The sequence below is a fragment of the Pseudomonas sp. NPDC088890 genome (assembly GCF_044900155.1).
Taxonomy (GTDB): Bacteria; Pseudomonadota; Gammaproteobacteria; order Pseudomonadales; family Pseudomonadaceae; genus Aquipseudomonas; species Aquipseudomonas urmiensis.
On record NZ_JBJDNG010000003.1, the window covers coordinates 380,669 to 405,593 of the forward strand.

Annotated in this window: 20 protein-coding genes; 12 read left to right on the forward strand and 8 right to left on the reverse strand. The window is 60.9% G+C overall.

Annotated elements, in window-relative coordinates:
• The first annotated feature begins 6 nt into the window (after positions 1 to 6).
• Positions 7 to 1,605: a flagellar hook-associated protein 3 gene (locus tag ACI2JX_RS09550; protein WP_404689961.1), complete on the forward strand. Its 1,599-nt coding sequence runs from the start codon at positions 7 to 9 to the stop codon at positions 1,603 to 1,605.
• Between the two features lie 76 nt (positions 1,606 to 1,681).
• Complete coding sequence (locus ACI2JX_RS09555; RefSeq protein ID WP_404689962.1) at positions 1,682 to 5,251, forward strand: glycosyltransferase; 3,570 nt, start codon at positions 1,682 to 1,684, stop codon at positions 5,249 to 5,251.
• An 86-nt stretch (positions 5,252 to 5,337) separates the two neighbouring features.
• On the opposite strand, the gene ACI2JX_RS09560 is transcribed toward ACI2JX_RS09555, so the two are convergent.
• Genes ACI2JX_RS09560 through ACI2JX_RS09595 form a run of 8 tightly spaced genes read right to left on the reverse strand, consistent with a single transcriptional unit; the run spans position 5,338 to position 14,919 of the window.
• Positions 5,338 to 9,750 carry a glycosyltransferase gene (locus ACI2JX_RS09560; protein WP_404689963.1) on the reverse strand — a complete coding sequence of 1,471 codons (4,413 nt, stop codon included), beginning with the start codon at positions 9,748 to 9,750 and terminating at the stop codon, positions 5,338 to 5,340.
• Complete coding sequence (locus ACI2JX_RS09565) at positions 9,747 to 10,163, reverse strand: FdtA/QdtA family cupin domain-containing protein (RefSeq protein ID WP_264235068.1); 417 nt, start codon at positions 10,161 to 10,163, stop codon at positions 9,747 to 9,749. Before ACI2JX_RS09565 ends, ACI2JX_RS09560 begins: the two co-directional genes overlap by 4 nt.
• The gene (locus ACI2JX_RS09570) at positions 10,154 to 11,302 is read right to left on the reverse strand and encodes a DegT/DnrJ/EryC1/StrS aminotransferase family protein (protein ID WP_264235067.1); all 1,149 of its coding nucleotides are present in this window, start codon (positions 11,300 to 11,302) and stop codon (positions 10,154 to 10,156) included. The genes ACI2JX_RS09565 and ACI2JX_RS09570 overlap by 10 nt, the downstream gene beginning before the upstream one ends.
• Positions 11,286 to 11,768 carry an acyltransferase gene (locus tag ACI2JX_RS09575; RefSeq protein WP_264235066.1) on the reverse strand — a complete coding sequence of 161 codons (483 nt, stop codon included), beginning with the start codon at positions 11,766 to 11,768 and terminating at the stop codon, positions 11,286 to 11,288. The genes ACI2JX_RS09570 and ACI2JX_RS09575 overlap by 17 nt, the downstream gene beginning before the upstream one ends.
• Positions 11,765 to 12,913, reverse strand: a complete 1,149-nt coding sequence (locus tag ACI2JX_RS09580) for a CDP-glycerol glycerophosphotransferase family protein (RefSeq protein ID WP_264235065.1) — start codon at positions 12,911 to 12,913, stop codon at positions 11,765 to 11,767. The genes ACI2JX_RS09575 and ACI2JX_RS09580 overlap by 4 nt, the downstream gene beginning before the upstream one ends.
• The gene (locus ACI2JX_RS09585; RefSeq protein ID WP_264235064.1) at positions 12,906 to 13,577 is read right to left on the reverse strand and encodes an NTP transferase domain-containing protein; all 672 of its coding nucleotides are present in this window, start codon (positions 13,575 to 13,577) and stop codon (positions 12,906 to 12,908) included. Before ACI2JX_RS09585 ends, ACI2JX_RS09580 begins: the two co-directional genes overlap by 8 nt.
• Positions 13,553 to 14,155, reverse strand: a complete 603-nt coding sequence (locus tag ACI2JX_RS09590; RefSeq protein ID WP_264235063.1) for an HAD family phosphatase — start codon at positions 14,153 to 14,155, stop codon at positions 13,553 to 13,555. The genes ACI2JX_RS09585 and ACI2JX_RS09590 overlap by 25 nt, the downstream gene beginning before the upstream one ends.
• Entirely contained in the window at positions 14,152 to 14,919 is a 768-nt protein-coding gene (locus tag ACI2JX_RS09595) for a class I SAM-dependent methyltransferase (RefSeq protein WP_264235062.1), read from the reverse strand. Before ACI2JX_RS09595 ends, ACI2JX_RS09590 begins: the two co-directional genes overlap by 4 nt.
• A gap of 305 nt (positions 14,920 to 15,224) precedes the next feature.
• Between ACI2JX_RS09595 and ACI2JX_RS09600 the strand changes: the two genes are divergently transcribed.
• The 10 genes from ACI2JX_RS09600 to fliE all read left to right on the forward strand — a co-directional run bounded on the left by ACI2JX_RS09600 (position 15,225) and on the right by fliE (position 24,925).
• Positions 15,225 to 16,160, forward strand: a complete 936-nt coding sequence (locus ACI2JX_RS09600; RefSeq protein ID WP_368972166.1) for a ketoacyl-ACP synthase III — start codon at positions 15,225 to 15,227, stop codon at positions 16,158 to 16,160.
• Between the two features lie 280 nt (positions 16,161 to 16,440).
• Positions 16,441 to 17,283, forward strand: coding sequence for a flagellin domain-containing protein (locus ACI2JX_RS09605; protein ID WP_264235060.1), 843 nt, complete (start codon positions 16,441 to 16,443; stop codon positions 17,281 to 17,283).
• Between the two features lie 72 nt (positions 17,284 to 17,355).
• Positions 17,356 to 17,727, forward strand: a complete 372-nt coding sequence (locus ACI2JX_RS09610) for a flagellar protein FlaG (protein WP_404689964.1) — start codon at positions 17,356 to 17,358, stop codon at positions 17,725 to 17,727.
• A 79-nt stretch (positions 17,728 to 17,806) separates the two neighbouring features.
• Positions 17,807 to 19,204, forward strand: a complete 1,398-nt coding sequence (fliD, locus tag ACI2JX_RS09615; RefSeq protein WP_404689965.1) for a flagellar filament capping protein FliD — start codon at positions 17,807 to 17,809, stop codon at positions 19,202 to 19,204.
• A gap of 133 nt (positions 19,205 to 19,337) precedes the next feature.
• A complete protein-coding gene (gene fliS, locus ACI2JX_RS09620) occupies positions 19,338 to 19,733 on the forward strand; it encodes a flagellar export chaperone FliS (protein WP_186555966.1) in 396 nt (131 codons plus the stop codon).
• A gap of 15 nt (positions 19,734 to 19,748) precedes the next feature.
• A complete protein-coding gene (gene fliT / locus ACI2JX_RS09625) occupies positions 19,749 to 20,045 on the forward strand; it encodes a flagellar protein FliT (RefSeq protein ID WP_404689966.1) in 297 nt (98 codons plus the stop codon).
• A 166-nt stretch (positions 20,046 to 20,211) separates the two neighbouring features.
• Positions 20,212 to 21,687, forward strand: coding sequence for a transcriptional regulator FleQ (gene fleQ, locus ACI2JX_RS09630; protein WP_264235056.1), 1,476 nt, complete (start codon positions 20,212 to 20,214; stop codon positions 21,685 to 21,687).
• Positions 21,688 to 21,890: 203 nt separating this feature from the next.
• Positions 21,891 to 23,108 (forward strand): sensor histidine kinase, encoded by a 1,218-nt coding sequence (locus ACI2JX_RS09635; RefSeq protein ID WP_404689967.1) that lies wholly within the window; start codon positions 21,891 to 21,893, stop codon positions 23,106 to 23,108.
• Entirely contained in the window at positions 23,108 to 24,484 is a 1,377-nt protein-coding gene (locus tag ACI2JX_RS09640; RefSeq protein WP_404689968.1) for a sigma-54-dependent transcriptional regulator, read from the forward strand. Before ACI2JX_RS09635 ends, ACI2JX_RS09640 begins: the two co-directional genes overlap by 1 nt.
• Before the next feature lie 108 nt (positions 24,485 to 24,592).
• On the forward strand, positions 24,593 to 24,925 hold the full coding sequence (gene fliE / locus ACI2JX_RS09645; protein WP_264235053.1) for a flagellar hook-basal body complex protein FliE: 333 nt from the start codon (positions 24,593 to 24,595) through the stop codon (positions 24,923 to 24,925).

Below are 24,925 nucleotides of genomic sequence, written 5' to 3' on the forward strand. Positions count from 1 at the left end.
TAGACCGTGCGCATTTCCACTTCGCAGTTCTACAACACCAGTAGTGCCAACTATCAGCGCAACTTCGCTAACGCGGTGAAGAGCCAGCAGGATGCCAGCGACGGCCTGCGAATCCGCACAGCGGCCGACGATCCGGTGGGCGCGGCGCGTCTGCTGCAGCTTGAGCAACAGCAAAACATGCTCAAGCAATACTCCGGCAACATCACCAACGTGCGTAACGCGCTGGGTACTGCCGAAAGCACACTGAACTCGATCGGTACTATCTTGCAGCGGGTCAACGAGCTGGCCATCAGCTCCGGCAACGCTGGTTTCACAGACGCCGACCGTAAAGCCAATGCCGATGAGCTGGCGTCGCTGGAAGATCAGTTGTTCTCGCTGATGAACAGCCGGGATGAAAACGGCAAATACCTGTTCTCCGGCTCCAAGGGTGATACCCCGCCGTACGTGCGCAATGCTGATGGCACCTACAGCTATCAGGGCGACCAAAGCAACTTGATGTTGCAGGTTGGCGACATGCTCAGCCTGGCGGCCAACGAGACCGGCTACAGCGCTTTCGAACAGGCCTTGAACACCAGCCGTAGCGAGACCAAGCTGACCACCCCGGCCATCGACGATGGCCGTGTCAGTCTGTCCAATGGCCAGGTATCGGGCAGCTCGCTGTACAACGACCGCTTCCGCAGCGGCGAGCCGTACAGCATCGAGTTCACCAGCAGCACTCAATTCAAGATTACCGATAGCAACGGTAACGACGTGACCCTGGAAGCGAGCCAGGGTGGCAAGTTCGATCCGCAAGGTGAAAACACTACGATCAACTTCCGCGGTGTCGATCTGCGTCTGGATATCTCCTTCAAGGACGGTGACGACGCTGACCGTGATGCGGCCATCGCCGGTCATGTCTTCACCCTAAGCGCCAAGCAAGACAGCATCACTGGTACTCGTAGCCCTGGCAACGGTCCTTCGGCGAGCCAGGTAACCGGCGCCAGCATCACCGATCAGGCACTGTACGACGCAGCTTTCCCGGGCGGTGGGGCGATTCTCAAGATCTCCGACAGCGACCCGACCCAGTTCGATTTGTATGCCGCGCCGATGAGCGCCGACAGTCGGCCGATCGGCAGCGGCACATTGGCCGGCACCGGTACCGCTGGTGATCCGTATACAGCCACAGCGGCGGGAGTGACTTTCGAGCTTTCCACAGCGCCGGATGCTGGGGACTCGTTCGCCGTCAAGGCCGACACGCACCAGACCCAGAACGTCCTCGATACGATCGGCCAACTGCGTAAAGCGCTCAGCACGCCTGTGGACTCCGATCCGGTGGCCCGGCAGAATTTCAAGGCTGCGCTGGACTCGGCCATTGGCAACGTGGGCAGTGCCATGAACCAGGTGAGCGCCTCGATCAGCTCGATCGGTGGACGTGGCGCGGCGCTTGATGTCCAGGCCGAGACCAATGAGGCGCTGGGTACTGAGAACACCAAGACGCAGAGTTCGATCCGCGAAAGCGATCCCGCCGAGGTCATGCTGCGTCTGCAGATGCAGTCCAACATGCTGCAAGCTTCGCTACAGGCCTATGTAAAAATCTCCGGGTTGTCGCTGGTCAACTACATCTGATCCCTCCTGCTGCCTCATCCCACCTGCATCAGGCCCTTGCGGGGCCTGATGCACGGCCCCGCGAAGGTCTTATATCGTGAACGCTCATCCCGCCGTCAGTATCGTAATCCCTGCCTACAATCCGCGTTTTTTCGCAATGGCGCTGCAAAGCGCGCTGGCGCAAACCTATGAACGCCTGGAGATCCTGGTATGCGATGACAGCCAGGGCGAAGAGATCGAAGCGATCGTTCGCTCCTTCGACGGCGTCGGCGTCGCCGCTGTGCGCTACGTGCGTAACGAGACCCACTTGGGCTTCGCGGGCAACCTGGTCAAGGCTGTGGAGCTGGCTAGCAGCGAGCTGGTCAAGGTGCTCTGTGACGATGATCGGCTGTTCCCCTTGTGTATCGAGCGCCAGGCGGCGTTGCTCCAGGCCCACGCCGACATCAGTTTGGTGCTGGCCCAGCGCGTGTTCTCCGACGCAGGTAACTGCATGCTGCCTATGCGGTTGTCGAACGCGCGTTTCGTGAGCTTCGACACCGTGTTCAAAGGGGACGACATACTGGCTTTCCAGGACGGGCATGCGTTCAAGTTCCTGGGCAACTTTTCCGCCGCCTTGATGCGCCGGCAACCGGCCCTGGACCTGTTGCGGGCCTTGACCCAGGATGGCCAGGGTTTCGTCGCGCTGCTGGACCAGGCGCTGTTCACTTGCCTGATGCGCCGAGGGGATGTGGCGGTGATCGCTGACGTCCTGGCAGTCGAGCGCCTGCATCCCGAGCGGGTGAGCAGGCGTCCCGAGGTTGTGCAGGCAGCCAGCGTCGAGTGGGGATGGCTGCAGCAGATGCTGCAGGCCCGAGGTGGCGAAGCCGCCCCGGCGAAGGGCTGGGTTCGACAGTTGCCACTGAGCCAGGCCGGGGAGATGCCGAGGCAATGGCAGGAAACCAATCTGCAACTGATGCTGAGCAACTGGCAAACCTGCATGCAGGGTCGCGTGGGTAGCGATTGTGAAAGCTATGCTGAGTTCTACCAGCAGTGGCTGCAGGCGCGCCGCTTCAGCGATGCCCAGCGCCGGCAGTTGCCACAAGTGTTGGCGGCATGGCCACGGCAGCCGCGGATCGTTGTGCTGGTCCTGGACCTGGAGGGCGATCGCGCTGAGTTGCAGGCGACCTTGGACAGCCTTGCCGGGCAGATCTATGAGCGTCATGCCTGCCGGGTATTCTCTGCGTTGCCTGTCAGCAGCGGCGGCGCTGCGACAAGCTTCTTGACGCTTGAACAAGATTGGGTTGCCCAGCTCAACCACGAGGTGGCAACGCTGGCCGAGGACGACTGGGTCTACCTGCTGCGTGCGGGCGACCGCGTCAGTGAATCGGCGCTACTGGTGTTGGCCGAACGCATCGCGCTATTCCCTGGCTTGGCTTGCCTCTACAGTGACGAGGCCACCTGGCACGACGGCCAATCGCAAGAGCCGGTGTTCAAGCCGGACTTCAACATCGACCTGTTCCGCAGCTACCCCTATGTGGGGCGCACCTTGGCATTTTCTTGTTCGGCACTTAAAGCGTTGGACGGATTCAACCCGGCATTCGCCGAGCTGGCCCCTCATGATCTGCTCTGGCGCTTGATGGAGGCTCGCGGTCCCCAGGTGATCGGCCACATTGCCGAAGTGCAGGTGCAGTCCGCGTTCGGCTACGCGCAATGGATGTCGTCGGCGGTGGTGCTGGAGCACAACGGCCCGGTCGTGCAGGCCCATCTGACACGTCTTGGCATCGAGCATCAGCTCCACCAAGGCGCCTTGGCGCTGCTCAACCGCGTGCAGTATCTGCATGCCGAAAAACCTTTGGTGTCGATTGTCGTGGCTTGCGCGGACGACCTTGGAAGTCTGCAGCAGTGTGTGCAGAGCATCATTGAGCAAACCACCTATCCGCGGTACGAGGTGGTCGTAGTTGCCGGGGGCGAAGTCGACCCCGCCACAACGGCCTGGCTGGCAGCGATGGCCGATATCGGCGGCGGTATCCTACGGGTGCTGCGCTTACCCATGCGCGGTGACGAGTGCGCGCTGTTCGACCGTGCAGCCCGGCAAGTTGGCGGTGAGTACTTGCTCAGGCTATCGGCGCAATTGCGTGTGACCCAGCCTGACTGGCTGGATGAAATGCTCCAACATGCGCAACGCCCCGAAGTGGGTGTGGTAGGCGCCAAGATCATCGACCGCTTCGACCAAGTGCTTGAGGCGGGCAGGGTGCTGGGTGTCGGTCAGGCCGCAGGCCCGGCGTTCGCCGGGGAGGATGCCCACGCCCGGGGCTATCTGCAGCGCTTGCAGTCAGTGCAGAACTGGAGCGCAGTCAGCGGCGACTGCCTGCTCATTCGCAAATCGTTGTGGCAGGACCTGGGCGGCTTGCGTTCGCAACAGTTCTCCGTAGGCTTGTGTGAGCTTGACCTGTGCCTGAGGGTCACTGGCGAAGGCTACCTGGTGGTGTGGACACCTTACGTGCACATGCGCGCGTTACCCAGTGGAGGATCGGCAAAAGGTCTGGCACGGCCCGATAACCAGATACAGGCTTTCGTTGATCAATGGCTGCCGCGTTTGATCCAGGACCCGGCATACAACCCCAACCTCAACCTGACCGTCGCTAACTTTGCGGTCGAGCCAACCATTCGTGGCAGCTGGAACCCGCTGTGCGCGAGAATAGTGCCATCGGTGCTTTGCCTGCCTATCAATGCCTCGGCGGTCGGTCACTACCGGGTCATCCAGCCGTTCATTGAGCTTGAGGGCGCGGGAAGGGTGATCGGCCACGTTGCCCATGAGTCCCCCAACACCGTGCAGTTGGCACGGATGAATCCGGACGTGGTGGTCCTGCAGCTTCGGCACACCGCAGGGACGGCGCAGGATATCGAGCGCATCGCGCGAATCTCATCGGCTCGAAGGGTATTCGAAATCGATGACTATGTGCTGGCTGCCCCGTCGAAGAACAGTCATGCACGCAACAAGCCGGCGGACATCGAACAGCATCTGCGCAGGAGTATCAGCTTATGCGATCGGGTGGTCGTGACCACTCAGGCACTGGCGAACGCTTTGTCGAGTATGCATCGCGACATTCGCGTAGTCCCTAACACGCTGGCTCCGCACCTATGGACAGGCTTGCAGAGCCTGCGCGCGACCTCGTCCAAGCCGCGCATCGGTTGGGGCGGGGGAACCAGCCATGGCGGAGACCTGGAGGTGATCGCAGAGGTTGTGCGGGAATTAGCCGCTCACGTCGAATGGGTATTCTTCGGTATGTGCCCGGATAACCTGCTGCCCTATGTGCATGAGTTCCACCCGGCGATTGGCTTGCACGATTACCCGCGCAAGTTGGCCAGCTTGAACCTGGATCTGGCGCTGGCACCGTTGGAGCAGCATATTTTCAATGACTGCAAGAGCAACCTGCGCCTGCTCGAATACGGGGCTTGCCGATACCCTGTGGTGTGCTCCGACACTGAGGCCTATCGCGGTGACTTGCCCTGCACCCGGGTGCGCAGCAACAGTACCGATGATTGGTTGCAAGCTATCCGCATGCATCTGAGCGACCCGGTCGCCAGCTACAAAATGGGCGACGAACTGCATGAGCGAGTGATGCGCGATTATGTGCTGCGCGGCGATGCACTGCGGGCTTGGGAAAGAGGTTGGCTGGACGATTGAAGTGCTGAGCGGGTTTCTTCACTGCGTCTTGCAATAACGACGTTGGACCTGTGAGAAGGGCTTGCCCCTTCCCACAGGCACTTCGCTTAACCAGCCAACCAGGCGTTGCGCCAGGCTTGCAGGGATCGCTCGTCTAGCATCCAGTCCCTGCGCACTCTCGTTTGCAGTTTGTCGCCCAGACGTGCAGTCTCGTCCAGATCGCTCAGGTGCATACGAATCGCTTGCAGCCAGTCCTGGTCGCGGTTGTCTACCCGCGTTACGGGAAGTTCCTCGCTGCGGTCACCCAGTACGTCACTGCAGATTACCGGAAAGCCGCAAGCGCCATATTCCAGCAATTGCACATTGCCTTGATACTCGTTGAAACGAGTTTGCTCCCGTGGAGCCAGAACCAGGTCCAGATTCAACCCCGCCAGCGCTTGCGGATAGCGCTCCGGCGGGACCGCGCCATGTAGTTCATGCATGAATGCGCACAATGGCTCGGGGCAGTGGCCAAGGAACACCCACTCGACCTCGGCGGCCAGTTCCTTGACTACCTCCAGCAACATTAGCAAGTCGCGGCTGTCCTGGGCCTGGCCGGTCAGGCCGACGCGCGGCTTGCGGCCGACGCGGCGCTGCCCCTGAACGGTTGCCCATGCGGGTAGATACAGCCGGTTTTCAACGACGCGGATATCTTCGTGCAACCCAGCCAACGCTTCCGCCAACGAGGCGGTGGGAACTACCAGGCGATCGACGCAAGCCAGGCTTCGTTGCAATGCGCCGCACACGTCGCCCGATACATTGAGGGCATCACGCAGTTCGCCAGGCAACTCCGGCAGGCAGCTATCCAGTTCCAAGACCTTGAACGCCCGGTTAAAGGCTTTCATCCGCTGCATGGCGACCAAGCGTTCCTCGTCGAGCTTCAGCTGCAGGATGATGCTGTCTGGCTCATAACGCTCAAGGTCAGGCAGGTGCATCAAGCCCAGCGATAACGCTCCGTCGAGGCTGCCAGCCTGCTGCAGTGCAGTGAACGGCTGCACGATGCGGCAATGCCCGCTCATGGATAGATCGGCAGGGTGGGCCAGTACGGTTGGCAAGGGTTTCCACGATGACAGAGGGCGCCATGACAAGGCCGTATTAGCGAGCTGGAAGCCGCCTTTGTGCACGAGCGATAAGCTCGGATTGTAGGCTGTGTCTCTGGCGAGCAACGGCAACCACTTCGCGTACAGCGCGTCGTCCTCTTGCTGTGAAGCGGGCTCGGTGGTCTGGCTGCTGAGCAGCAACTGTGCGTTGGCGGCCCAGACATTCAGGTAGCCCGCCTGCCGGGCACGTAGGCAGAGGTCGACATCCTGATAGCGCGGCGACACGTCATCGCTCAGACCGCCCAATGTCTGGAACAGCTCGCGCGCAATCATCAGGCAATCGCCGCTGACGGCGCTGTAGTTCTGGTCGACCTGTAGCCGTTGCATGTAGCCCGGTGCGTCTGCAGCCAGGCCGACGAAGGGGCGCCCGACTGGACCCTGTAGACCGAGAATCAGGCCGGCATGGCTGACCTTGCCGTCGGCAGACAGCAACTTGGCGCCCACCGCGCCGACTTCCGGGCGCTGAGCATGATTGAGCAGTTCATCAAGCCATTCGTCATCGTAGGCAGCGACGCGTGGTGAGAGCAGCAGCAGGTAGTCGCCCCGCGCCTGTTCGGCGGCGTTGTTGATCGCGCTTGCCCCACTGGCATGGGCGGCGTCATGAAGCAGAGGCCGCAGCCGCGGATCGCCCAGCCCAGCGAGGGCGCCGAGCCAGCCGCGGACCTCTGTCGCCTCCGGGTCGCTTTCGATCAACAACAGCTCATGGTTGCGGTAGCGTGTCTGCTCGAGCACGCTTTCAATACAGCGCTGTAGGTAGTTCAGGTCGCTGCCAGCCACGATCAGGATCGAGACCAGAGGCTGCTGTCGATGGCCATAGCGTATGCGGTACTGGCCGGCCTTTTCGCAAAGTACCTCGGGCGCCTCGTAGCCACGTGCGCGCAAATGCTGGGTGATGGCGTTCTTCTCTTCCGTCAGATCAGCCAGTTGTGGTGCATCGCTGATCAGCAAAGGCTCAGCGATATGGCCAAGGCCATCCAGGCCACCGAGGTTGATAAGGCGCAGGATCAACTCGAACTCCGGTCGTTGCCGGTAATGGCTGTCGAAGCCTCCGGCCGCTACTACCGCATCCCGGCGCAGCAGCCAGTTGCGTCCCATTGAGGCAGGTAGGCTCAACAGGTAGTCGAGGTTAAAGTCCGGCTTGAGTACCGCGCCCAGGCTGTCGTCGCCCTGGCGGTACAGAGCATCGCAGTAGAGTGCCCGGCAATCAGGCGCATTGAGCAGTTCCAGGCCCGCCACCAGCAGACCGCTGGCGGTCAGCTCGTCGCCAGCATCGATCAGGCAGAACCAGTCGAACGCAGGTTCGCTGAGCAGGCGGTTGAGCGCCTCGATCCAGTGCTGTGTCGTTACCGGGATGACCTGGCCAGTGAATTCAGGCGCGTCGGCGACGCTTAGCAGCACGGGGTGGATGTTCCGATAGATCTGGTGGGTGGCGGCCAGTGACTGCTGGGTCGCGGCGACCTTGGCAGGGTCACCGTGCAGGTCAAGTACCAGCACGGCGAAGCGCGCTCCCTGGCCATGCTGTTCCAGGCGCTGTTCGACCAGGCCGCGCTGCAACGGTGTAAGGTTGCGCTGTGCGAGCCAATCCTGCACACCCGGCGCCTCGGCTTGATCCTCTTCGATCAGGCCCAGACGCACCAGCATTTTGCGCCGGCCCGTGCGAACGGTTTCGCTGTCCAGGTCCCAATGGCGGGCGTAGAGCTGCTGGTACAGCGCCGGGTAGTCCTTGAGCGCTTGTTGCGAGCGCCGCGTTGGATCGACTGCGCTGGCGCGCATGCGCGCTTCGACGGATTCGCAGTGCACATGCCGGAAGTTGGCGCGCAGCGCCAGGCGCATGAGGAAGTCCCAATCCTCGAACGCCGGCAAGGCCTCGTCGAAACCGCCCACTGCAGCGATCAGGGCGCGCGGGCAGGCGAAGGTGTTGACCGGAATATAATTGTTGTAGAACAGCCGCTCACGGGAGTATTCCGCTTGCCGGTAGCGCTGCTCACGACGCATCTCCACCCGACGATCGCCCTCCAGCGTCTCGGTGATGAGCACCGCATCGGTGTAGACCACCTCTCCTGGGTGGCTCTCGATGGCATGGGCCAGCGTCTGCAGGTGGTGCGGCAGGTACAGGTCGTCATCGTCCAGGTACACCACGTAGCGGCCGCGCGCCAGACGGTGGGCCGCATTGCGCGCCGCCGCCGGACCTTGGTTGCGGCCCTGGCGCAGGTAGGTGATGGGGAAGTCGTAGCCGTCGAGCAATGACTCGACCCCAGCCCCCTTGTCGTTGACCAGGATCACCTCGAAGTCCTGGCAGCTTTGCCGGGTCAGGCTATCCAAGGCATCGACCAACAAACGCGGGCGGTTGAAGGTGGTGACGATCACGCTGAACAGCGTGTCGGATTCGATCGCCGTGTGCTGCACTTCGAACAGCATCTGGCGAATCGCCTCCTTCCGTTCGGCGAAGCGTGCCTGGACCTGCGCCGGGTAGCCCGCCAGGCGCCGTAGGTACAGCTGCCAAATGCCGCCCGCGCCTTGCTGCATGCGCTGGCGGGCAGCTGGGACAGCGAGGTTCAGCTCCAGGATGCGGGTATGTTCAGCCAAGGGTTTGTCAGAGGCATAGAACTTCTGCGAAATCTGTCCGCCATGGATGCGGTAGCCGACGCTCGCTTGGTTCAGGAACAGGAAGTCAGGGGCGACCTGGGCGATGCGGGTCCACAGCTCCCAGTCACCGGCCAGCATTTGCTCACGGTGGATGCAGCCGTCTTCGAGGGTGAAACCAGGCAGGGCGCTGCGTCTGAAGATCGCCGCCGAGGGGGTGATGTAGCTGTCATGGGTCAGCAGGTCAACCAGCTCGTCGCGCCCGCCCACGTAATTATTGGCGCGGTGCCCCGGGTGTACGGCGTGCTTGAGCACCTGGCCGTGTTGGTCGATCCACAGGCACTGGGTATAACCCAAGGCGACCTGCGGGTGCTGGTCCATGGCCGCGACCAAGCTGCGCAGGTGGCCTGGGTAAATTATGTCATCGGAGCCCAATACCACAACATAGCGCCCGCTGCCGGAGCGTAAGCATTGGTTGTAGTTGCCGATCATCCCCAGGTTGCGTTCATTGACCTTGTAGGTGAAGCGCGGATCCTGCTGGTAGCGCTCGAGCACTTGCAGGCTGTCGTCGGGCGAGCAATCGTCGAATACCAGCAGTTCGAGGTTCACGCCTTCCTGAGCCAGGACAGACTCGACAGTCTGCCCGACGAAGCTGGCATTGTTGTAGGACATCACCGCAACGGTGACATCTACCACAGGGGTCTTGGGCTTGCGCTGGCGGGCCTTGATTTCACGAAGCTGTTCCAGCCCGTTGAACAAACGCGCCAGGGCTGCGTCCTGAATGTTCACCTGGGTCATGCCTGCTCCTTCTGTACCGCTGCGCGGAAGGTGTCATAGTCGCGGAAGTAGTCGTCTTCGTCGTAGCGCTCGGAGGCCAGCACCATACACACCGAACCACTGGAGAAATTGTCGATTTCGCGCCAGATCATTGGCGGTATGTATAGGCCGTAGTAGGAGCGATTGAGGTGGTACTTGAAGCGTGTACGGCCGTCATCGAGCAGAATGTCGAAGCTGCCGGACATGGCAATGAGCAACTGATGCAAGCCTTTGTGCGCGTGGCCGCCGCGATGGGAGCCGCCAGGCACGTCGTACAGGTAGTAGACTCGCTCTATGGAGAAGGGAATGTGCCGGTCGGACTCGACGAATGTCAGGTTGCCGCGCGGGTCTTCAATCTTTGGCAGATCGATGATTTTGCAGTCTTTCAGAGACATGACGGATCCTTGGGCGAATTGGGGGCAGCGGCGGGTGCGAAGCTATTGCATGCATCGATCACAGCCTCGACCAATGTTTCGGGCATGCCGGGGTACAAGGGCAGGCTGAGGACCTGTTCGGCGAGCCGGTCGGCCACAGGCAAGTGCGCGCTGTCGAGCTCGGCATAGGCGCCTTGCCGATGGATCGGGATCGGGTAGTGGATCAGGGTCGGGATACCGCAGGCGTGCAGGTGCGCCTGTAGTGCGTCGCGCTGGGCACAGCGCACCACGAACAGGTGCCAGACGTGGGACTGGCGCGGTTCGCTGGGTTGCGGCAGCAAGATCAGCGGGTTGTCGATGGTGTCCAGGTAGCGCTGGGCCAGTGCTTCGCGATGCCGGGCATCATCGTGCATTCGGGCCAATTTCACGCGCAGGAATGCAGCCTGCAGCTCGTCCAGACGTGAGTTGGTGCCCTTTACCGCATGCACGTACTTCTCGCTGGAGCCGTAGTTCCCGAGCCGACGCACCTCATTGGCCAATGCCAGGTCCTGGGTGGTCACCGCGCCGGCGTCGCCCAGCGCGCCGACGTTCTTGACTGGGAAGAAACTAAAGCCTGCCGCATCCCCGAGTGCGCCCGCCGAAACACCCTGGGCATCCAGGGCGCCGTGCGCCTGCGCGGCATCCTCGATCAGCAGCAGACCATGGGCGTCGGCTATGGCCCGCAGCCTGGCCATATCGGCCAACTGGCCATATAGGTGAACGGCGATGATCGCCCCGGTATGCGGGGTGATGGCTGCTTGCACTTGCGCGGGGTCGATCAGGAAACCGTCCTGCACTGGGTCCACTGGTACCGGTACGCACTCGGCTGCGTTCACCGCAAGGGCGGTGGCGACGAAGCTGTTGTCAGGCACGATCACCTGGGCGCCTGGCGCGAGCTTGCCCAGTTGACGGTAGCCTTTGAGAATCAGGGTTAGCGCGTCCAGGCCATTGCCCACGCCTATGCAGTGCTCAACGCCGCACAGCGCTGCGAATTCGCGTTCGAATGCTTGCACTTCCTGGCCGAGCACGTACCAGCCCGAGCGCAGTACCCGCACGAAGGCCTCGGTCAGTTGCGCCTCATCACGTGCGGTGAGCTGTTGCAGGTCAAGAAAGCGATGCATGGTCTTCATCCAGATAGCGAACGACACGGGCCGGGTTGCCGACCACCAGTGCCCGTGCCGGTACGTCTCGCGTTACCACGGCGCCGGCGCCGACCATGGCGTGCTCGCCGATGGTCAGGCCGGGCAGGATCACCGCCCCTGCGCCAATGGATGCGCCGCGTTCGATGCGGGTTTCGGGGAAGCGCTCTGGCCATTGCCGGGAGCGAGGAAAACGGTCATTGGTGAAGGTGGCGTTGGGACCGATGAACACATCGTCGGCCACGCGCAGGCCATCCCACAGGTGTACGCCGCACTTGACCGTGACCCGGTCGCCCACCTGTACATCGTTCTCGATGAAGCAGTGCGCGGCAATATTGCAGTCACGGCCTATGCGAGCACCTGGCAGGATCACCACGAATTGCCAAACACGTGTGCCGTCGCCGATTGCACTGCTTTGGACATCGGCCAAAGGGTGTTGGGTAGTCATGCCATCAGTTCCTTGAGCACGTCCAGGGCGCGCTGCCCGGCCCGGCCATCGAAACCGTGGAAGAACTGTTCGATGGCGGCGCGACGGGTCTCGCCCAACTGGTCCTGGCCGTCGCGCAACTGATCGAGAAACTGCTCGATCTGGGCGGCGCCGCTGGCGACCTGGTAATGGCGGACCACGCTGCTGCCCTCTTCGTTGAGCCCCAATCCATCGGGATTGTGCAAGTACAGTACCGGCTTGCCAGTTGCCAGGTACTCCATCAGGAACGAGCCGACGTCGCTGAGCAGCGCGTCGCTGGCAGCGAAGGCATGACGGTGGTCGGTGTGTTCGTCGATGATCACGCCTCGCGCTTGCAGGGCCTGCTTGAGGGCGGCGATACCCGCTTCATCGAGAATGTTCAGGTTGATCAGCTTCTTCCACAGCAACGGATGTGGGCGGAAGATCAGCGCCAGGTCCGGGCGGCGGGCGAAGGCATCGAAGATTGGCGCGGCGAGCAGGTCAAAGGTGGACCACAGGTCGCCGTCGATGGAGAAGTGCGCGTTCCACAGCACTGCTCGGCGATCACCGATAGCTTGGCGAAGTGTCGGGTCGACCGGGAATTGCTCGAGATTTGCCAGCCCATCCATGCGCGGGTGTCCGGTGACATGGACATGCTTGGCGCCAGTAGGGCAATGCCGCTCGAACATTTCGCGCACTCCCTCGGAGCGCACGAACACAGCGCTCGCCCCTGTGATCACCGGCTGCCCGTACTGATACACATAGTTGTGTGCGCCACCACCAACCTCAAGGCCGTAAGGAATATATGCCGTATAACGCACCTGCTGGCGCAGGTTGGCGAAGCGGTAGGCCGGTGGGCGGGTTTCATCATAGGGCGAGGTATAAATCACAGCATCGAAACCGGCTGCGTGCAGGTCGAACGCATCCCAGGCCACGAAGGGGACGCCCATTTCATCCAGGTGCGCTTGCGCGACTTCGCGCTTCCATTGGTAGTCGTTGTGGATGAACGGCAGCAGCACCACGACCACCTCGGTATCGGCGTCGTCGCGGGCTGCTTCCCAGAGAGTGCGCACGTTGCCCCAGGATTCGGGCAGTTGATAAAGAATGGCCAGGCGGCGCTTGCCCTTCACGGAATTGTCCTTATGCATGTTCGGTCCTGGCTTTCCAGCCACTGGCAAGTACCTGGCCGGCCATGTCCAGGTCAGCGGTGGTATCGATGTCGAAGGCTTTGAGTTCCATGGCGCGTATCGGCAGGAACGGCTCTATCGCCTGGTAGACGTACAGCGGTTTGTCCACGACCAGGTTCGGTTCGATGACGGCAATGCCGGTCCATTCGTGTGGGGGGTGCGGCTCGCGAGTGAAGCCGGTGACGCATTCACCGGCGGCGTCGAGTGTCACGCGCACGCCGTCGCTGGTGGTGTAGCGCGATACGCCGATCAACTGCCGGTGCTCGTTGGCGGCCGCGATGAACTGTTGGAAAGAAGTGTCTTCCACCAGGGTATCGGCATCGATCATCAGGAACCGTTCGCCCAGGTGCCGGGAAACCAGATGCAAACTTTGCAGGGTATTGGTCCGCAAGTAGTCGGGATTGCGCACCACGATCAGGTCACGGCGCAGGGCCATGGCGTGTGCAATGACATCTTCTTCCTCGAAGCCGACCACCAGCCAGACGTTTTCCGCCCATGCCAGACGTTCCAGGTGATAGTCGAGCAGCGAACGGCCACAGACTTCGACCAGGCATTTGGGTTTGTTTAGGCCTAGCCGGGAGCCGATCCCGGCAGCGCAAATCACAACATGCTTAATAGGCGACATAGGGTTTTACCGTCGTTGATGACGAAATCACTCAGTTTGACCAGCAAGGGGTTTGGCGTGTGGGTGCCGCCGAAGGCAATGCGCCAGTTGGCCGCCTCGAACATAGGCACATCATTCATGCCGTCGCCCACGGCGATGACCCGGTCAAAGCGATCTCTAAGGCTGGCGATGGCATCACCTTTGTGCAGCACGTGGGCGATACCGGTAAGGCTGCCGTTTTCCAGCTGTGCGGTGGACGTGAAGCTCTGAATGCCCAGACGATCGAGAATCGGCCGCACCCAGACATCCAGGTTGCCGGTCACAACGAAGCACTGCTCGGGCCGTTGGCGGATGAACTCGAGCATGTGCTGGTCGAACTCGACCTGTTCGGCCAGGGCAGCGTGAATCCAGTCAAGCCGTGCGTCACGAAGCAGGCGCACCCGCAGCTTGAAAGATTTATCAAATGGCAGCACGCCATTGATGGTGGCTTGGGTCAGGACAGAGATTTCATCTTCAAGACCCACGGAAGACGCGATCAGCGGCAGTAGTTCCTGTCGCGTCAGGGTTCCGTCGAGGTCGAAGCAGTAAGCGGTGCTCATGGCTGCGCTGCCTTTTGCAGAATGCGGTAGTACTGGCGAGTCTCTGCACGCTTTTCCAGGTCCTGGGCGAACAGAAAGTCCGACGCCCGAACGCTGAAGGCTCCGGGTGTCAGAGCCTGCTCCAGCAGTTGCTCAAGTTCGGCGATGGTGCGGTAGATGGCCGAATACTCGTGTTGCAGTTCATTGGAATAGAAACGATCGAGGGTAAAGCGCTCGCTGACGCCAACCGGTTCGCGTAAGTAGATCTGGCCGCCGGGGGCGCACAGCTTGCCGGCCTGAGTGAGCAGCTTCAAACAGTCCTGGTCGTTGAGGTAGATCAGCAGTCCGGAAACGATTATCAGGTCGTAGGGCGGCGCGAGCACCAGCGTGTCTGGGGTGATGTCGGTGGCCGACATCACCTGGAAGCGGAGCTCGGGCTTGCCGCGCAAGCCTGCCTCGGCCTGGGCTTTTTCCACGAGTGAGGGGGAGAAGTCGATGCCCAGATACTGAGCGCTCGGCGCCTGGTCATGCACGAACCACCCCCAGCGTCCGATGCCACAACCGATATCGAGGACGCGGCTGCCAGTGCCTAGGCGCAACTGAGGTGAAAGTACCTGCTTCTCAGTGGCGTCGCGCTGCTCGACCAGTTCCGGATTGCTGTCCTGGTACATGGTAGCGCTAAGCACATTGGCGTAATCGGCCTTGCCACGCTTGTCGAAAAAGGCCTGGGTCGAGCTGTAGTCGATGTCAATCCGCTCACCTTTTGATCGGCCTCGGCTGGTCATAGTCTCTCTCGTGCTGATGTGATGGGGTGGCAGTTGGCTGGGCGCGGCTAGGCGAGCGTCAGTCTTCCGGCGTTGGGGCAGGGTAAGCAAAAGGTCTGCCAATCACCGATGCAGTAGCTAACGGAGTGCTAGGATCTGAAAGCAGGGGTGGGGTGAAGTGACTTTGGGGGTGCGACGTGACTTGGCAGTCGAAACGCGCATCTTTAATCTATTGAGTCAGCGGGCAATACCGTCACCACTGTGCGTCAGGCCAGTATCATGGGCCACGGTCCGCGAAATTCCGCCATATCTATCGGGAAGCCACAATGATTGGCATCAAAAGTATCGCCAGTTACGTACCTGTCGAGGGTGTCGACAACTACGCCCAAGGTGCGAAATTCGGCAAGGATCAGGATTTCATTTTCGGCAAGATTGGTTCGACCTTCTTGCCGCGCAAGGATGATGAGCAGGAAACCTCCGACTTGTGTGTCGAAGCCGCGAGGAATCTGTTCGCTGCTAATCCTTCATTTGACCCGGCATCCATCGATATCGTCATCGTCGTTACCCAGAATGGCGATGCCGAAGGCCTGCCGCACACCGCAGCCATCGTCCAGCACAAGTTGGGCCTGCCGACCGCGATCGCTGCCTTTGATATTTCCTTGGGTTGCTCCGGCTATGTCTATGGCATCTATGCCATGAAAGGCTTCATGGAGGCGGCAGGTCTGAAGAATGGTTTGCTGCTCACCGCCGACCCGTACTCGAAGATCGTCGACCCTGAGGATCGCAACACCACCATGCTGTTTGGTGACGCCGCTACAGCGACCTGGATGGGCGAGGGCGCCGCTTGGCAGCTTGGCAAGTCGCTGTTCGGAAGCGATGGCTCCGGCGCTGAACATCTGCGTACGACCGATGGCAAGTTCTTCATGAACGGTCGTCAGGTTTACAATTTTGCTTTGGTCAAAGTGCCAGCGCATTTGCAGCAGCTGCTTGAGGCCAGCGGGCTTCGGGCCGATGACATCGATTTGTACTGTCTGCATCAAGGCAGCGCGGCGATCGTTGATGCGGTTTCGGCGCGTTTTGATGAGGGGGAGCACAAGACCAAGTTCGTCAAGGATATGGTAGAGACTGGCAATACCGTGTCGTCGAGCATTCCGTTGCTGCTGGAAAAGCACGTGCTTGGCTCGCAGCACAAGCGCGTTGCGCTGAGCGGTTTCGGTGTGGGGCTGTCGTGGGGCTCGGCGATCATCGAACGACGTGACTGACAGCTGCTCCTGATAACCAACGCCGCCGTTTCCCGGGCGGCGTTTTTGTATGCGGGCTTTGAACGAGTATGCGCTTGCCCTTTTGTGCGCATCAGGCTGTCTGTATTTTGGCGTCAACTCCTTGATTTCATTGGGCTGGCAGGATGCCAGTAATTTTTTTCGAAAATCCGCTAAAGCAACCCGCCCTGACGACGATAACTATTACGAAGGTTCTCTGTGCCACACCCGGCGAATTGCCAAGGCCGGAAGCCGTAGTACCCAATCCAACGAGGAATTCGTCATGGCTTTGACCGTTAACACCAACACCACCTCTCTGGGCGTTCAGAAAAACCTGAACCGTGCTTCCGACGCGCTGAGCACCTCGATGACCCGTCTGTCCTCCGGCCTGAAAATCAACAGCGCCAAAGACGACGCCGCCGGCCTGCAGATCGCTACTCGCATGACCTCGCAGATCCGTGGTCAGACCATGGCGATCAAGAACGCCAACGACGGTATCTCCATCGCCCAGACCGCTGAAGGCGCGATGCAAGAGCAGACCAACATCCTGCAGCGTATGCGTGAACTGGCAGTTCAGTCGCGAAACGACTCGAACAGCGAAAAAGACCGTGAAGCTCTGAACAAAGAGTTCACCCAAATGTCCGAAGAGCTGTCGCGTATCGCCAACAGCACCCAGCTCAACGGTAAGAACCTGCTGAACTCCGGCATCACCATGACCTTCCAGGTCGGTTCCGACAGCGGCGGCAACAACCAGATCTCCATCACTCTGGCCGACATGACTGCTGCCACCCTGGGCGTGGACAGCGGCGCAATCGCCATTTCCGGTGCTGACGCTGACATCAACGCCAACTTCAGCTCCGCCCTGAGCGCGATCGACAACGCTCTGCAGACCATCAACTCGACTCGTGCTGACCTGGGTGCTGCCCAGAACCGTCTGACCAGCACCATCAACAACCTGCAGAACATCAACGAGAACGCTGAAGCCGCTCGTGGCCGTGTACAGGACACCGACTTCGCTGCTGAAACTGCCCAGCTGACCAAGCAGCAGACCCTGCAGCAAGCTTCGACCTCGGTTCTGGCCCAGGCCAACCAGCTGCCATCGGCAGTCCTGAAGCTGCTGGGCTAATCTGCCTGACAGTACCTGGCGGGGAAGTGCTCTGAAGGCGCTTCTCCGCCTTTTCATTGGGAGGTGGTGGGCATGGACATGAGCGTCAAGCTGAACCTGTCTTACCCGGCCGCACGTCCGGCTGAGCAGGTCGCCGATAAATCGATCGCCGATAAGTCAGTTGCCCGGGCGACGGACGCCGAGCGTGGCAGCGATGCCAAAGAGCCGTCGGCGGTTACAGACGTCGAAAAGGTGCGCAGCGCTGTTTCGGAGATTGAAAAGTTTCTCAGTTCGACCCGACGTAACCTGGAATTCTCCACGGACGAAGAATCCGGCAAGATCGTGGTCAAGGTCATCGCCAGCGAAACCGGTGAGTTGATTCGCCAGTTGCCCTCCGAAGAGGCTCTGCGGATCGCCAATAGCTTGAGCGATGTCAATAGTCTTCTGTTCGACGCCAAAGTCTGATCTGCGGCGAACATCATGATGTGGTGAAGGCTAGGTCCACAGGAGTGGTTCCTGGCGCATTTACGAGAGGGAATACAGTATGGCAAGTCCGATTACGCCCAGCTTGGGCCTGGGGTCCGGTCTCAATATCACCGAGATCGTCACGGCCCTGGTCCAATCCGATACTGCCGCCAAGCAGGCGCAGATCACTCGGCAGACCGCCAACAACACGGCGTTCATCTCCGGTATCGGCTCGCTGCGCAGTGCCCTCACGACCTTCACCACTGCCATGAACAAGCTTAACGATAAGACCGCGCCGGCGTTCAATGCCTTCGCGGCCAAATCTGGCAATGAAAACATTGTCAAGGCTACTGCCAGCAATGCTGCTGTGGCGGGTACCTACAACATCGAAGTCAAGAACCTGGCCACCAGTTCGAAGGTGGCCAGCCAGGCGTTCGACAGTCCTAGCAAGGCGATCTCGCCTGGTGACCTGACCATCACTCAGGGTGACAAGACCTACACCGTCAAGGTGGGTGACAACGCCACGTTGCAGTCTGTGCGCGACCAGATCAACAAGGAGTTGGGTGCCAGCGGTATTTCCGCCAACATCATTAGCGGTGAGGACGGCTCGCGCCTGGTTTTGGGGTCGACCACCACCGGTGAATTCACTGATATTTCTGTTGATGGCATAGATGAGCTGAAAATCGACGGTACCAAGTCGATGAAGACCGAAGGCGCCGGATATATCACCGCCCCCGCCGCAGATGCCGTGCTGGAAATCGACGGTCTAGAGGTCAAGAGTGCGTCGAACACGGTCAGTAACGCCATCAGCGGCCTGAGTCTGGAGTTGACCGGTTCCAGCGTGGCGGGCACCAAGACTGCAGTCACGGTTGCGGCCAACAACGATGGCCTGAAGACTTCCGTCCAGGCTTTCGTCGACGCCTACAATGCCCTGCAGAAAACCATTACCTCGCTGACCAGCACTAGCCGTGACGCCGATGACAATCTGGTGCTCGGCCCGCTGACCAACGACCCGACCACTCGCTCGTTGTTGTCGGATGTGCGTGGCGTACTGGCTGAGGTCGGCGCGGGCGATCGCCTGACCAGTTTGAGCCAGCTGGGTATCAACACCCAGAAAGACGGTACCTTGGAGTTCAATAGCACCAAGTTCACCGCGGCCATGAACGACAAGAAACTTGGTGGTGAGGTTCAGGAGCTGTTCACCGGCACCAATGGTATCTTCGAGCGCATGAACAAGGCCATTAATCCGTACAATGCCACCGACGGCAGCCTGGTCACCCGCAAGAACAACCTGGATATCGTAGCCAAGAACCTCAGTGACCAGCAGGCCGCCCTGGATCGTCGCACCGCGTCGCTGACCGAGTCGCTGACCAAGAAATACGTAGCGCTGGACACCGCCCTGGGCAAGATGAAAGCCCAGGCCGACCAGATCACCTCGATCTTCGAAGCGATCAACGCGCAAGCCAAGAAATCCTGATTCGCGGCAGCGGCACAAAGCCCGGTAGCGTCATATCGACGCACCGGGCTTTTCGCTTTGGCGCTAAAGTTTTTTGACGTGACGGCGATACACAGGGTATACGCAACCTTTTTCGCTGCAACGAGGTAGATCCATGAACCCGATGTTGGCCCTTCGGCAATACCAGAAAGTCAATGGCGTGGCGCAGACCTCCGAGGCCAGCCCGCACCGTCTGGTACAGATGCTCATGCAGGGTGGCCTGGACCGCTTGGCTCAGGCAAAGGGCGCCATTGCGCGCAAGGATGTGGCCCAGAAGGGCATTCTGATCGGCAAGGCCATCGACATCATCGGCGGTCTGCGCGAAGGCTTGGACCTGGAAAACCACGCCGACAGCTTGACCGACCTGGACAACCTCTACACCTACATGAGCCGCCGTCTGGTCGAGGCCAACGTCAACAGTGATCCGGCGATCATCGACGAAGTCGCGCGCCTGCTGATCACGGTCAAGGAAGGTTGGGATGCTATCGCCGACCAGCAGCCTGAAGGCTGATTCAAGGAGAGTGTCATGAGCGAGGTTATCGAGCGCATCGAACAGACCCGTGAGGCGTTGTTGGCCGCCCTGGCCGGACGTGACTGGGATGCGGTGGGCGAGCTCGACCTCGAATGCCGCTTGTGCGTCGAGGACGTGCTGGCAGAGGCATCGCAAAACGAAGGTGCGGTGCGGGCAAGTCTTGAGCAATTGCTGGAGACTTACCGGCATCTAATTGAGGTTGCAAGTGGTGAGCGTCAATCAATAGTCGACGAGATGGCGCAAATCCGTCAGGCGAAAAATGCGGCGAAGGTATACCATCTGTTCAGCTGACACTGAAAGATGCAAAAAGCTGCGCGCCATAAATTTGACTATGTGCTGTTTTTTGACTTTACTAGTGGCTGTTTTCGAATTTCAGACGTCCGAACACTGACCATTCAGTCGGAATGATGTCGAGCACGCCCTCGGGCGCCGATATGACTAGGGAAGTTGCTATTGCATGTGGCGTGAAACCAAGATTCTCCTGATCGATGACGACAGCGCCCGCCGCCGCGATCTGGCGGTGGTGTTGAACTTCCTCGGCGAAGAAAACCTCCCGTGCTCCAGCCAGGATTGGCAGCAAGCGGTGGAGTCGTTGTCTTCCAGTCGTGAAGTGCTCTGCGTACTCATCGGAACCGTAAATGCGCCAGCCAGTGTGTTGGGGCTCCTTAAGACAGTGGCTGCCTGGGATGAGTTCCTTCCAGTGCTGCTTTTGGGGGAAATTTCTTCTGCGGAGTTCCCGGAAGATCTGCGCCGCCGCGTCTTGTCCAACCTGGAAATGCCGCCCAGCTATAGCCAGCTGCTCGACTCGCTGCACCGTGCCCAGGTCTATCGCGAGATGTACGACCAGGCCCGTGAGCGCGGTCGTCAGCGCGAGCCGAACCTGTTCCGCAGCCTGGTCGGGACCAGTCGCGCCATCCAGCATGTGCGCCAGATGATGCAGCAGGTCGCCGATACCGATGCCAGCGTGCTGATCCTGGGCGAGTCAGGTACCGGCAAGGAAGTGGTGGCGCGCAACCTGCACTATCACTCCAAGCGCCGCGAAGCGCCGTTCGTGCCGGTCAACTGTGGCGCGATCCCGGCCGAGTTGCTCGAAAGCGAACTGTTCGGTCACGAGAAGGGCGCCTTCACCGGGGCGATCACCAGCCGTGCCGGGCGTTTCGAGCTGGCCAACGGCGGCACCCTGTTCCTTGACGAGATCGGCGACATGCCGCTGCCGATGCAGGTCAAGCTGCTGCGCGTGCTGCAGGAGCGTACCTTCGAGCGGGTGGGCAGCAACAAGACCCAAAGCATCGATGTGCGCATCATTGCCGCGACGCACAAGAACCTCGAGACCATGATCGAGGACGGCACCTTCCGCGAAGACCTGTACTACCGTTTGAATGTCTTCCCCATCGAGATGGCCCCGCTGCGCGAGCGCGTCGAGGATATCCCGCTGCTGATGAACGAGCTGATCTCGCGCATGGAGCACGAAAAGCGCGGCTCGATCCGCTTCAACTCGGCATCGATCATGTCGCTGTGCCGGCATGGCTGGCCGGGCAACGTGCGTGAGCTGGCCAACCTGGTCGAGCGCATGGCGATCATGCACCCCTATGGGGTGATCGGGGTGTCGGAGCTGCCGAAGAAATTCCGCTACGTCGATGACGAGGACGAGCAGTTGGTCGACAGCTTGCGCAGCGACCTCGAAGAGCGGGTGGCGATCAATGGCCACGCGCCGGACTTCTCCAGCCACGCCATGTTGCCGCCGGAAGGCCTCGACTTGAAGGACTACCTGGGTAGCCTTGAGCAAGGCTTGATCCAGCAGGCGCTGGACGACGCCAATGGCATTGTTGCTCGGGCCGCCGAGCGCCTGCGTATTCGTCGCACCACGCTGGTGGAGAAGATGCGCAAGTACGGTATGAGCCGCCGTGATGGCGAGGAGCAGGCGGAGGATTGACGCCTGTTCGCTTCGGTCCGGGCAAGGGATGGCCCGCCGAAGCTAATGTCCACACCATTTGCAGGGGCGCAAGGCCCCGTATTCAAGGGGCTCCACGCCCACTTGTGGTTTTCTTCGCAACGCCCTCTCGAATCTCCGGCACGGCTATTGCTATATCGCAGGCAACACACCGTTTTTGACGGTCAGTCACGCGAGAGAGCACGATGCCCCAAGTCGCCACGATTTCCCGAGCCCCCGATCCGCAGGGGCGTACCCCGGTCGAGCAGGAAAGTCGACTGGGCCTTGAGCAGGCCTTTGCACTGTTCAGCCAGGTCTCCAGCCAGCTCAGCGAGTCGTACGGCATGCTTGAGGCGCGCGTCAGCGAGCTCAAGGGCGAGCTGGCGGTGGTCAGTGCCCAGCGTATGGCGGAGCTGGACGAGAAGGAACGCCTGGCCAATCGTTTGCAAAACCTGCTCGACCTGCTGCCAGGCGGGGTCATCGTGATCGATGCCCAGGGCTTTGTGCGCGAGGCCAATCCAGCCGCATGCGAGCTGCTCGGTGAGCCGCTGATTGGTCAGCTGTGGCGGCAGGTCATCGCCCGCAGCTTTGCTCCGCGCAAGGACGATGGGCATGAGGTGTCGCTGCGTGATGGTCGGCGCTTGTCGATCGCCACCCGTTCGCTGGATGCCGAGCCGGGCCAGTTGGTGCTGCTCAATGATTTGACTGAAACTCGTCGCCTGCAAGATCAATTGGCCCGTCATGAACGGCTGTCGTCGTTGGGGCGGATGGTCGCTTCACTGGCCCATCAGATCCGTACGCCGTTGTCGGCGGCCATGCTCTATGCCAGTCACCTGGCCGATGCCGAGCAAGAACTCCCGCGCGACACGCGCCAGCGCTTTGCCGGCAATTTGAAAGAGCGCCTGCATGAGCTTGAGCATCAGGTTCGCGACATGCTGGTATTCGCCCGCGGCGAGCTGCCGGTGTCTGATCGGATCAGCCCAAAGGCCTTGTTCCAGGCGCTGCAGCAAGCGGCGCAGTCACATGTGCAGGGGCATGCGGTGCGCTGGCAGTGCGATATTCACCTGGGTGAGTTGCTGTGCAATCGCGACACCTTGGTGGGTGCCTTGCTCAATCTTATCGAGAACGCGTTGCAGGCCTGCCAGGGCCCGGCGCGGGTCAAGGTTCACCTGTTCCGCCGTGGGCAGTCATTGCACCTGTGCGTGAGTGACGCAGGTTCTGGCATTGATGCGCAGCTGTTAGCGCGCCTGGGCGAGCCATTTTTGACCACCAAGGCTACCGGTACCGGTCTGGGGCTGGCGGTAGTCCAGGCAGTGGTGCGGGCCCACCAAGGCGTGCTGAAGGTGCGCTCGAAAGTGGGACGTGGTACCTGTGTGCAGGTTGTTCTGCCGTTGATCGGCGAGCTGCCTGCGGGGAGCGTGTGATGGGTATCAAGGTGCTGCTGGTCGAAGATGATCGAGTCTTGCGTCAAGCCCTGGCCGACACCCTTGAGCTGGGTGGATTTGCCTATCACGCCGTAGGTTCTGCTGAAGAAGCGCTCGAAGCCGTGGCAGGCGAAGCGTTCAGCCTGGTGGTCAGTGATGTCAACATGCCCGGCATGGATGGCCACCAGTTGCTGGCCCAGTTGCGCTGTCATCATCCGCAGTTGCCGGTGCTGTTGATGACCGCTCACGCTGCCGTCGAGCGTGCGGTCGAGGCCATGCGCCAGGGCGCTGCCGATTATCTGGTCAAGCCTTTCGAGCCCAAAGCGCTGCTCAGCCTGGTCGAGTGCCATGCCGGTGGGCGGGTGGGCGGCGTCGACGAAGAAGGGCCGGTAGCCTGCGAGCCTGCCAGTCGCCAGCTGCTGGAGCTGGCCGCGCGGGTTGCGCGCAGCGATTCGACCGTGCTGATTTCTGGTGAGTCGGGCACTGGCAAGGAAGTCTTGGCGCGTTACATTCATCAGCAATCGTCGCGCGCCACCCAGGCGTTTGTCGCAATCAACTGCGCGGCGATCCCCGACAACATGCTCGAGGCCACTTTGTTCGGCCATGAGAAGGGCGCCTTTACCGGCGCCATCGCCGCCCAGCCGGGCAAGTTCGAACAGGCTGACGGCGGCACCTTGTTGCTCGACGAGATCTCTGAAATGCCGCTGGGCTTGCAGGCCAAGCTGCTGCGCGTGCTGCAGGAGCGGGAGGTGGAGCGGGTGGGTGGGCGCAAGCCGATCGCCCTGGATATTCGCGTGCTGGCCACGACCAACCGTGATCTGGCGGGCGAGGTGGCGGCAGGGCGCTTCCGTGAAGACCTCTACTACCGTTTGTCGGTGTTTCCCTTGGCCTGGAGTCCGCTGCGCCAGCGCAGTGCCGACATCTTGCCGTTGGCCGAGCGTCTGCTGGCGCGTCACGTGGCGAAGATGAAGCACGCCCCGGTGCGCCTGTCTGCGGATGCCCGTGCCTGCTTGCAGGGGCACCAGTGGCCGGGCAACGTGCGCGAGCTGGACAATGCGTTGCAGCGCGCATTGATCCTGCAGCAGGGTGGCGTGATCGAGGCGGCGGATTTCTGTCTGAGTGGCGCCATTGCCTTGTCGGCACCCGTTGCGGTCAGTAGCGAGCCGGCATCGCCTGAAGCCGCTGGGCAAGCCAGTGGCCTGGGCGACGACATGCGCCGTCATGAATACCAGATGATCATCGACACCCTGCGCGCCGAACGTGGTCGCCGCAAAGAAGCGGCCGATCGCTTGGGTATCAGCCCGCGCACGTTGCGCTACAAGCTGGCGCAGATGCGTGATGCCGGGCTGGATGTGGAAGCCAGCCTGTTCGGCTGATCGAGGATTTTTAAAACGATTGTGGATTGGGCTGGCACTCTTGTTGCTAGCTCCAGCCTATCCGCTGCATGAGTGTCAAAAAAATGCGGCCGCCGGAGAGAGAAGTTCATGAGCCAAGGTGTTGAATTCAATCGTCTGATGTTGGACATGCGTGCCATGCAGGCCGATGCCATGTCGCTGCCCAAGGTCGCTGCCGCGCCTGAGCTGGCGCCGGGGCAGAGCAGCTTTGCCGATCTGTTCGGCAGTGCCATTGGTGCTGTGCACAATACCCAGCAGGCCTCGTCGCAGATCGCCAATGCCTTCGAAATCGGCAAGAGCGGCGTCGACCTGACCGATGTGATGATCGCTTCGCAAAAAGCCACCGTGTCCTTCCAGGCGCTGACCCAGGTACGCAACAAAGTTGTTCAGTCGTACCAGGACATCATGCAGATGCCGGTTTGA

What these genes read in the sequence shown, in the direction of transcription:
- ACI2JX_RS09560 (WP_404689963.1), bottom strand. Translation starts at nt 9,750, where the DNA reads ATGACCCAGGTGAACATTCAGGACGCAGCCCTGGCGCGTTTGTTCAAC.
- ACI2JX_RS09565 (WP_264235068.1), bottom strand. Translation starts at nt 10,163, where the DNA reads ATGTCTCTGAAAGACTGCAAAATCATCGATCTGCCAAAGATTGAAGAC.
- ACI2JX_RS09570 (WP_264235067.1), bottom strand. Translation starts at nt 11,302, where the DNA reads ATGCATCGCTTTCTTGACCTGCAACAGCTCACCGCACGTGATGAGGCG.
- ACI2JX_RS09575 (WP_264235066.1), bottom strand. Translation starts at nt 11,768, where the DNA reads ATGACTACCCAACACCCTTTGGCCGATGTCCAAAGCAGTGCAATCGGC.
- ACI2JX_RS09580 (WP_264235065.1), bottom strand. Translation starts at nt 12,913, where the DNA reads ATGCATAAGGACAATTCCGTGAAGGGCAAGCGCCGCCTGGCCATTCTT.
- ACI2JX_RS09585 (WP_264235064.1), bottom strand. Translation starts at nt 13,577, where the DNA reads ATGTCGCCTATTAAGCATGTTGTGATTTGCGCTGCCGGGATCGGCTCC.
- ACI2JX_RS09590 (WP_264235063.1), bottom strand. Translation starts at nt 14,155, where the DNA reads ATGAGCACCGCTTACTGCTTCGACCTCGACGGAACCCTGACGCGACAG.
- ACI2JX_RS09595 (WP_264235062.1), bottom strand. Translation starts at nt 14,919, where the DNA reads ATGACCAGCCGAGGCCGATCAAAAGGTGAGCGGATTGACATCGACTAC.
- ACI2JX_RS09600 (WP_368972166.1), top strand. Translation starts at nt 15,225, where the DNA reads ATGATTGGCATCAAAAGTATCGCCAGTTACGTACCTGTCGAGGGTGTC.
- ACI2JX_RS09605 (WP_264235060.1), top strand. Translation starts at nt 16,441, where the DNA reads ATGGCTTTGACCGTTAACACCAACACCACCTCTCTGGGCGTTCAGAAA.
- ACI2JX_RS09610 (WP_404689964.1), top strand. Translation starts at nt 17,356, where the DNA reads ATGGACATGAGCGTCAAGCTGAACCTGTCTTACCCGGCCGCACGTCCG.
- fliD (WP_404689965.1), top strand. Translation starts at nt 17,807, where the DNA reads ATGGCAAGTCCGATTACGCCCAGCTTGGGCCTGGGGTCCGGTCTCAAT.
- fliS (WP_186555966.1), top strand. Translation starts at nt 19,338, where the DNA reads ATGAACCCGATGTTGGCCCTTCGGCAATACCAGAAAGTCAATGGCGTG.
- fliT (WP_404689966.1), top strand. Translation starts at nt 19,749, where the DNA reads ATGAGCGAGGTTATCGAGCGCATCGAACAGACCCGTGAGGCGTTGTTG.
- fleQ (WP_264235056.1), top strand. Translation starts at nt 20,212, where the DNA reads ATGTGGCGTGAAACCAAGATTCTCCTGATCGATGACGACAGCGCCCGC.
- ACI2JX_RS09635 (WP_404689967.1), top strand. Translation starts at nt 21,891, where the DNA reads ATGCCCCAAGTCGCCACGATTTCCCGAGCCCCCGATCCGCAGGGGCGT.
- ACI2JX_RS09640 (WP_404689968.1), top strand. Translation starts at nt 23,108, where the DNA reads ATGGGTATCAAGGTGCTGCTGGTCGAAGATGATCGAGTCTTGCGTCAA.
- fliE (WP_264235053.1), top strand. Translation starts at nt 24,593, where the DNA reads ATGAGCCAAGGTGTTGAATTCAATCGTCTGATGTTGGACATGCGTGCC.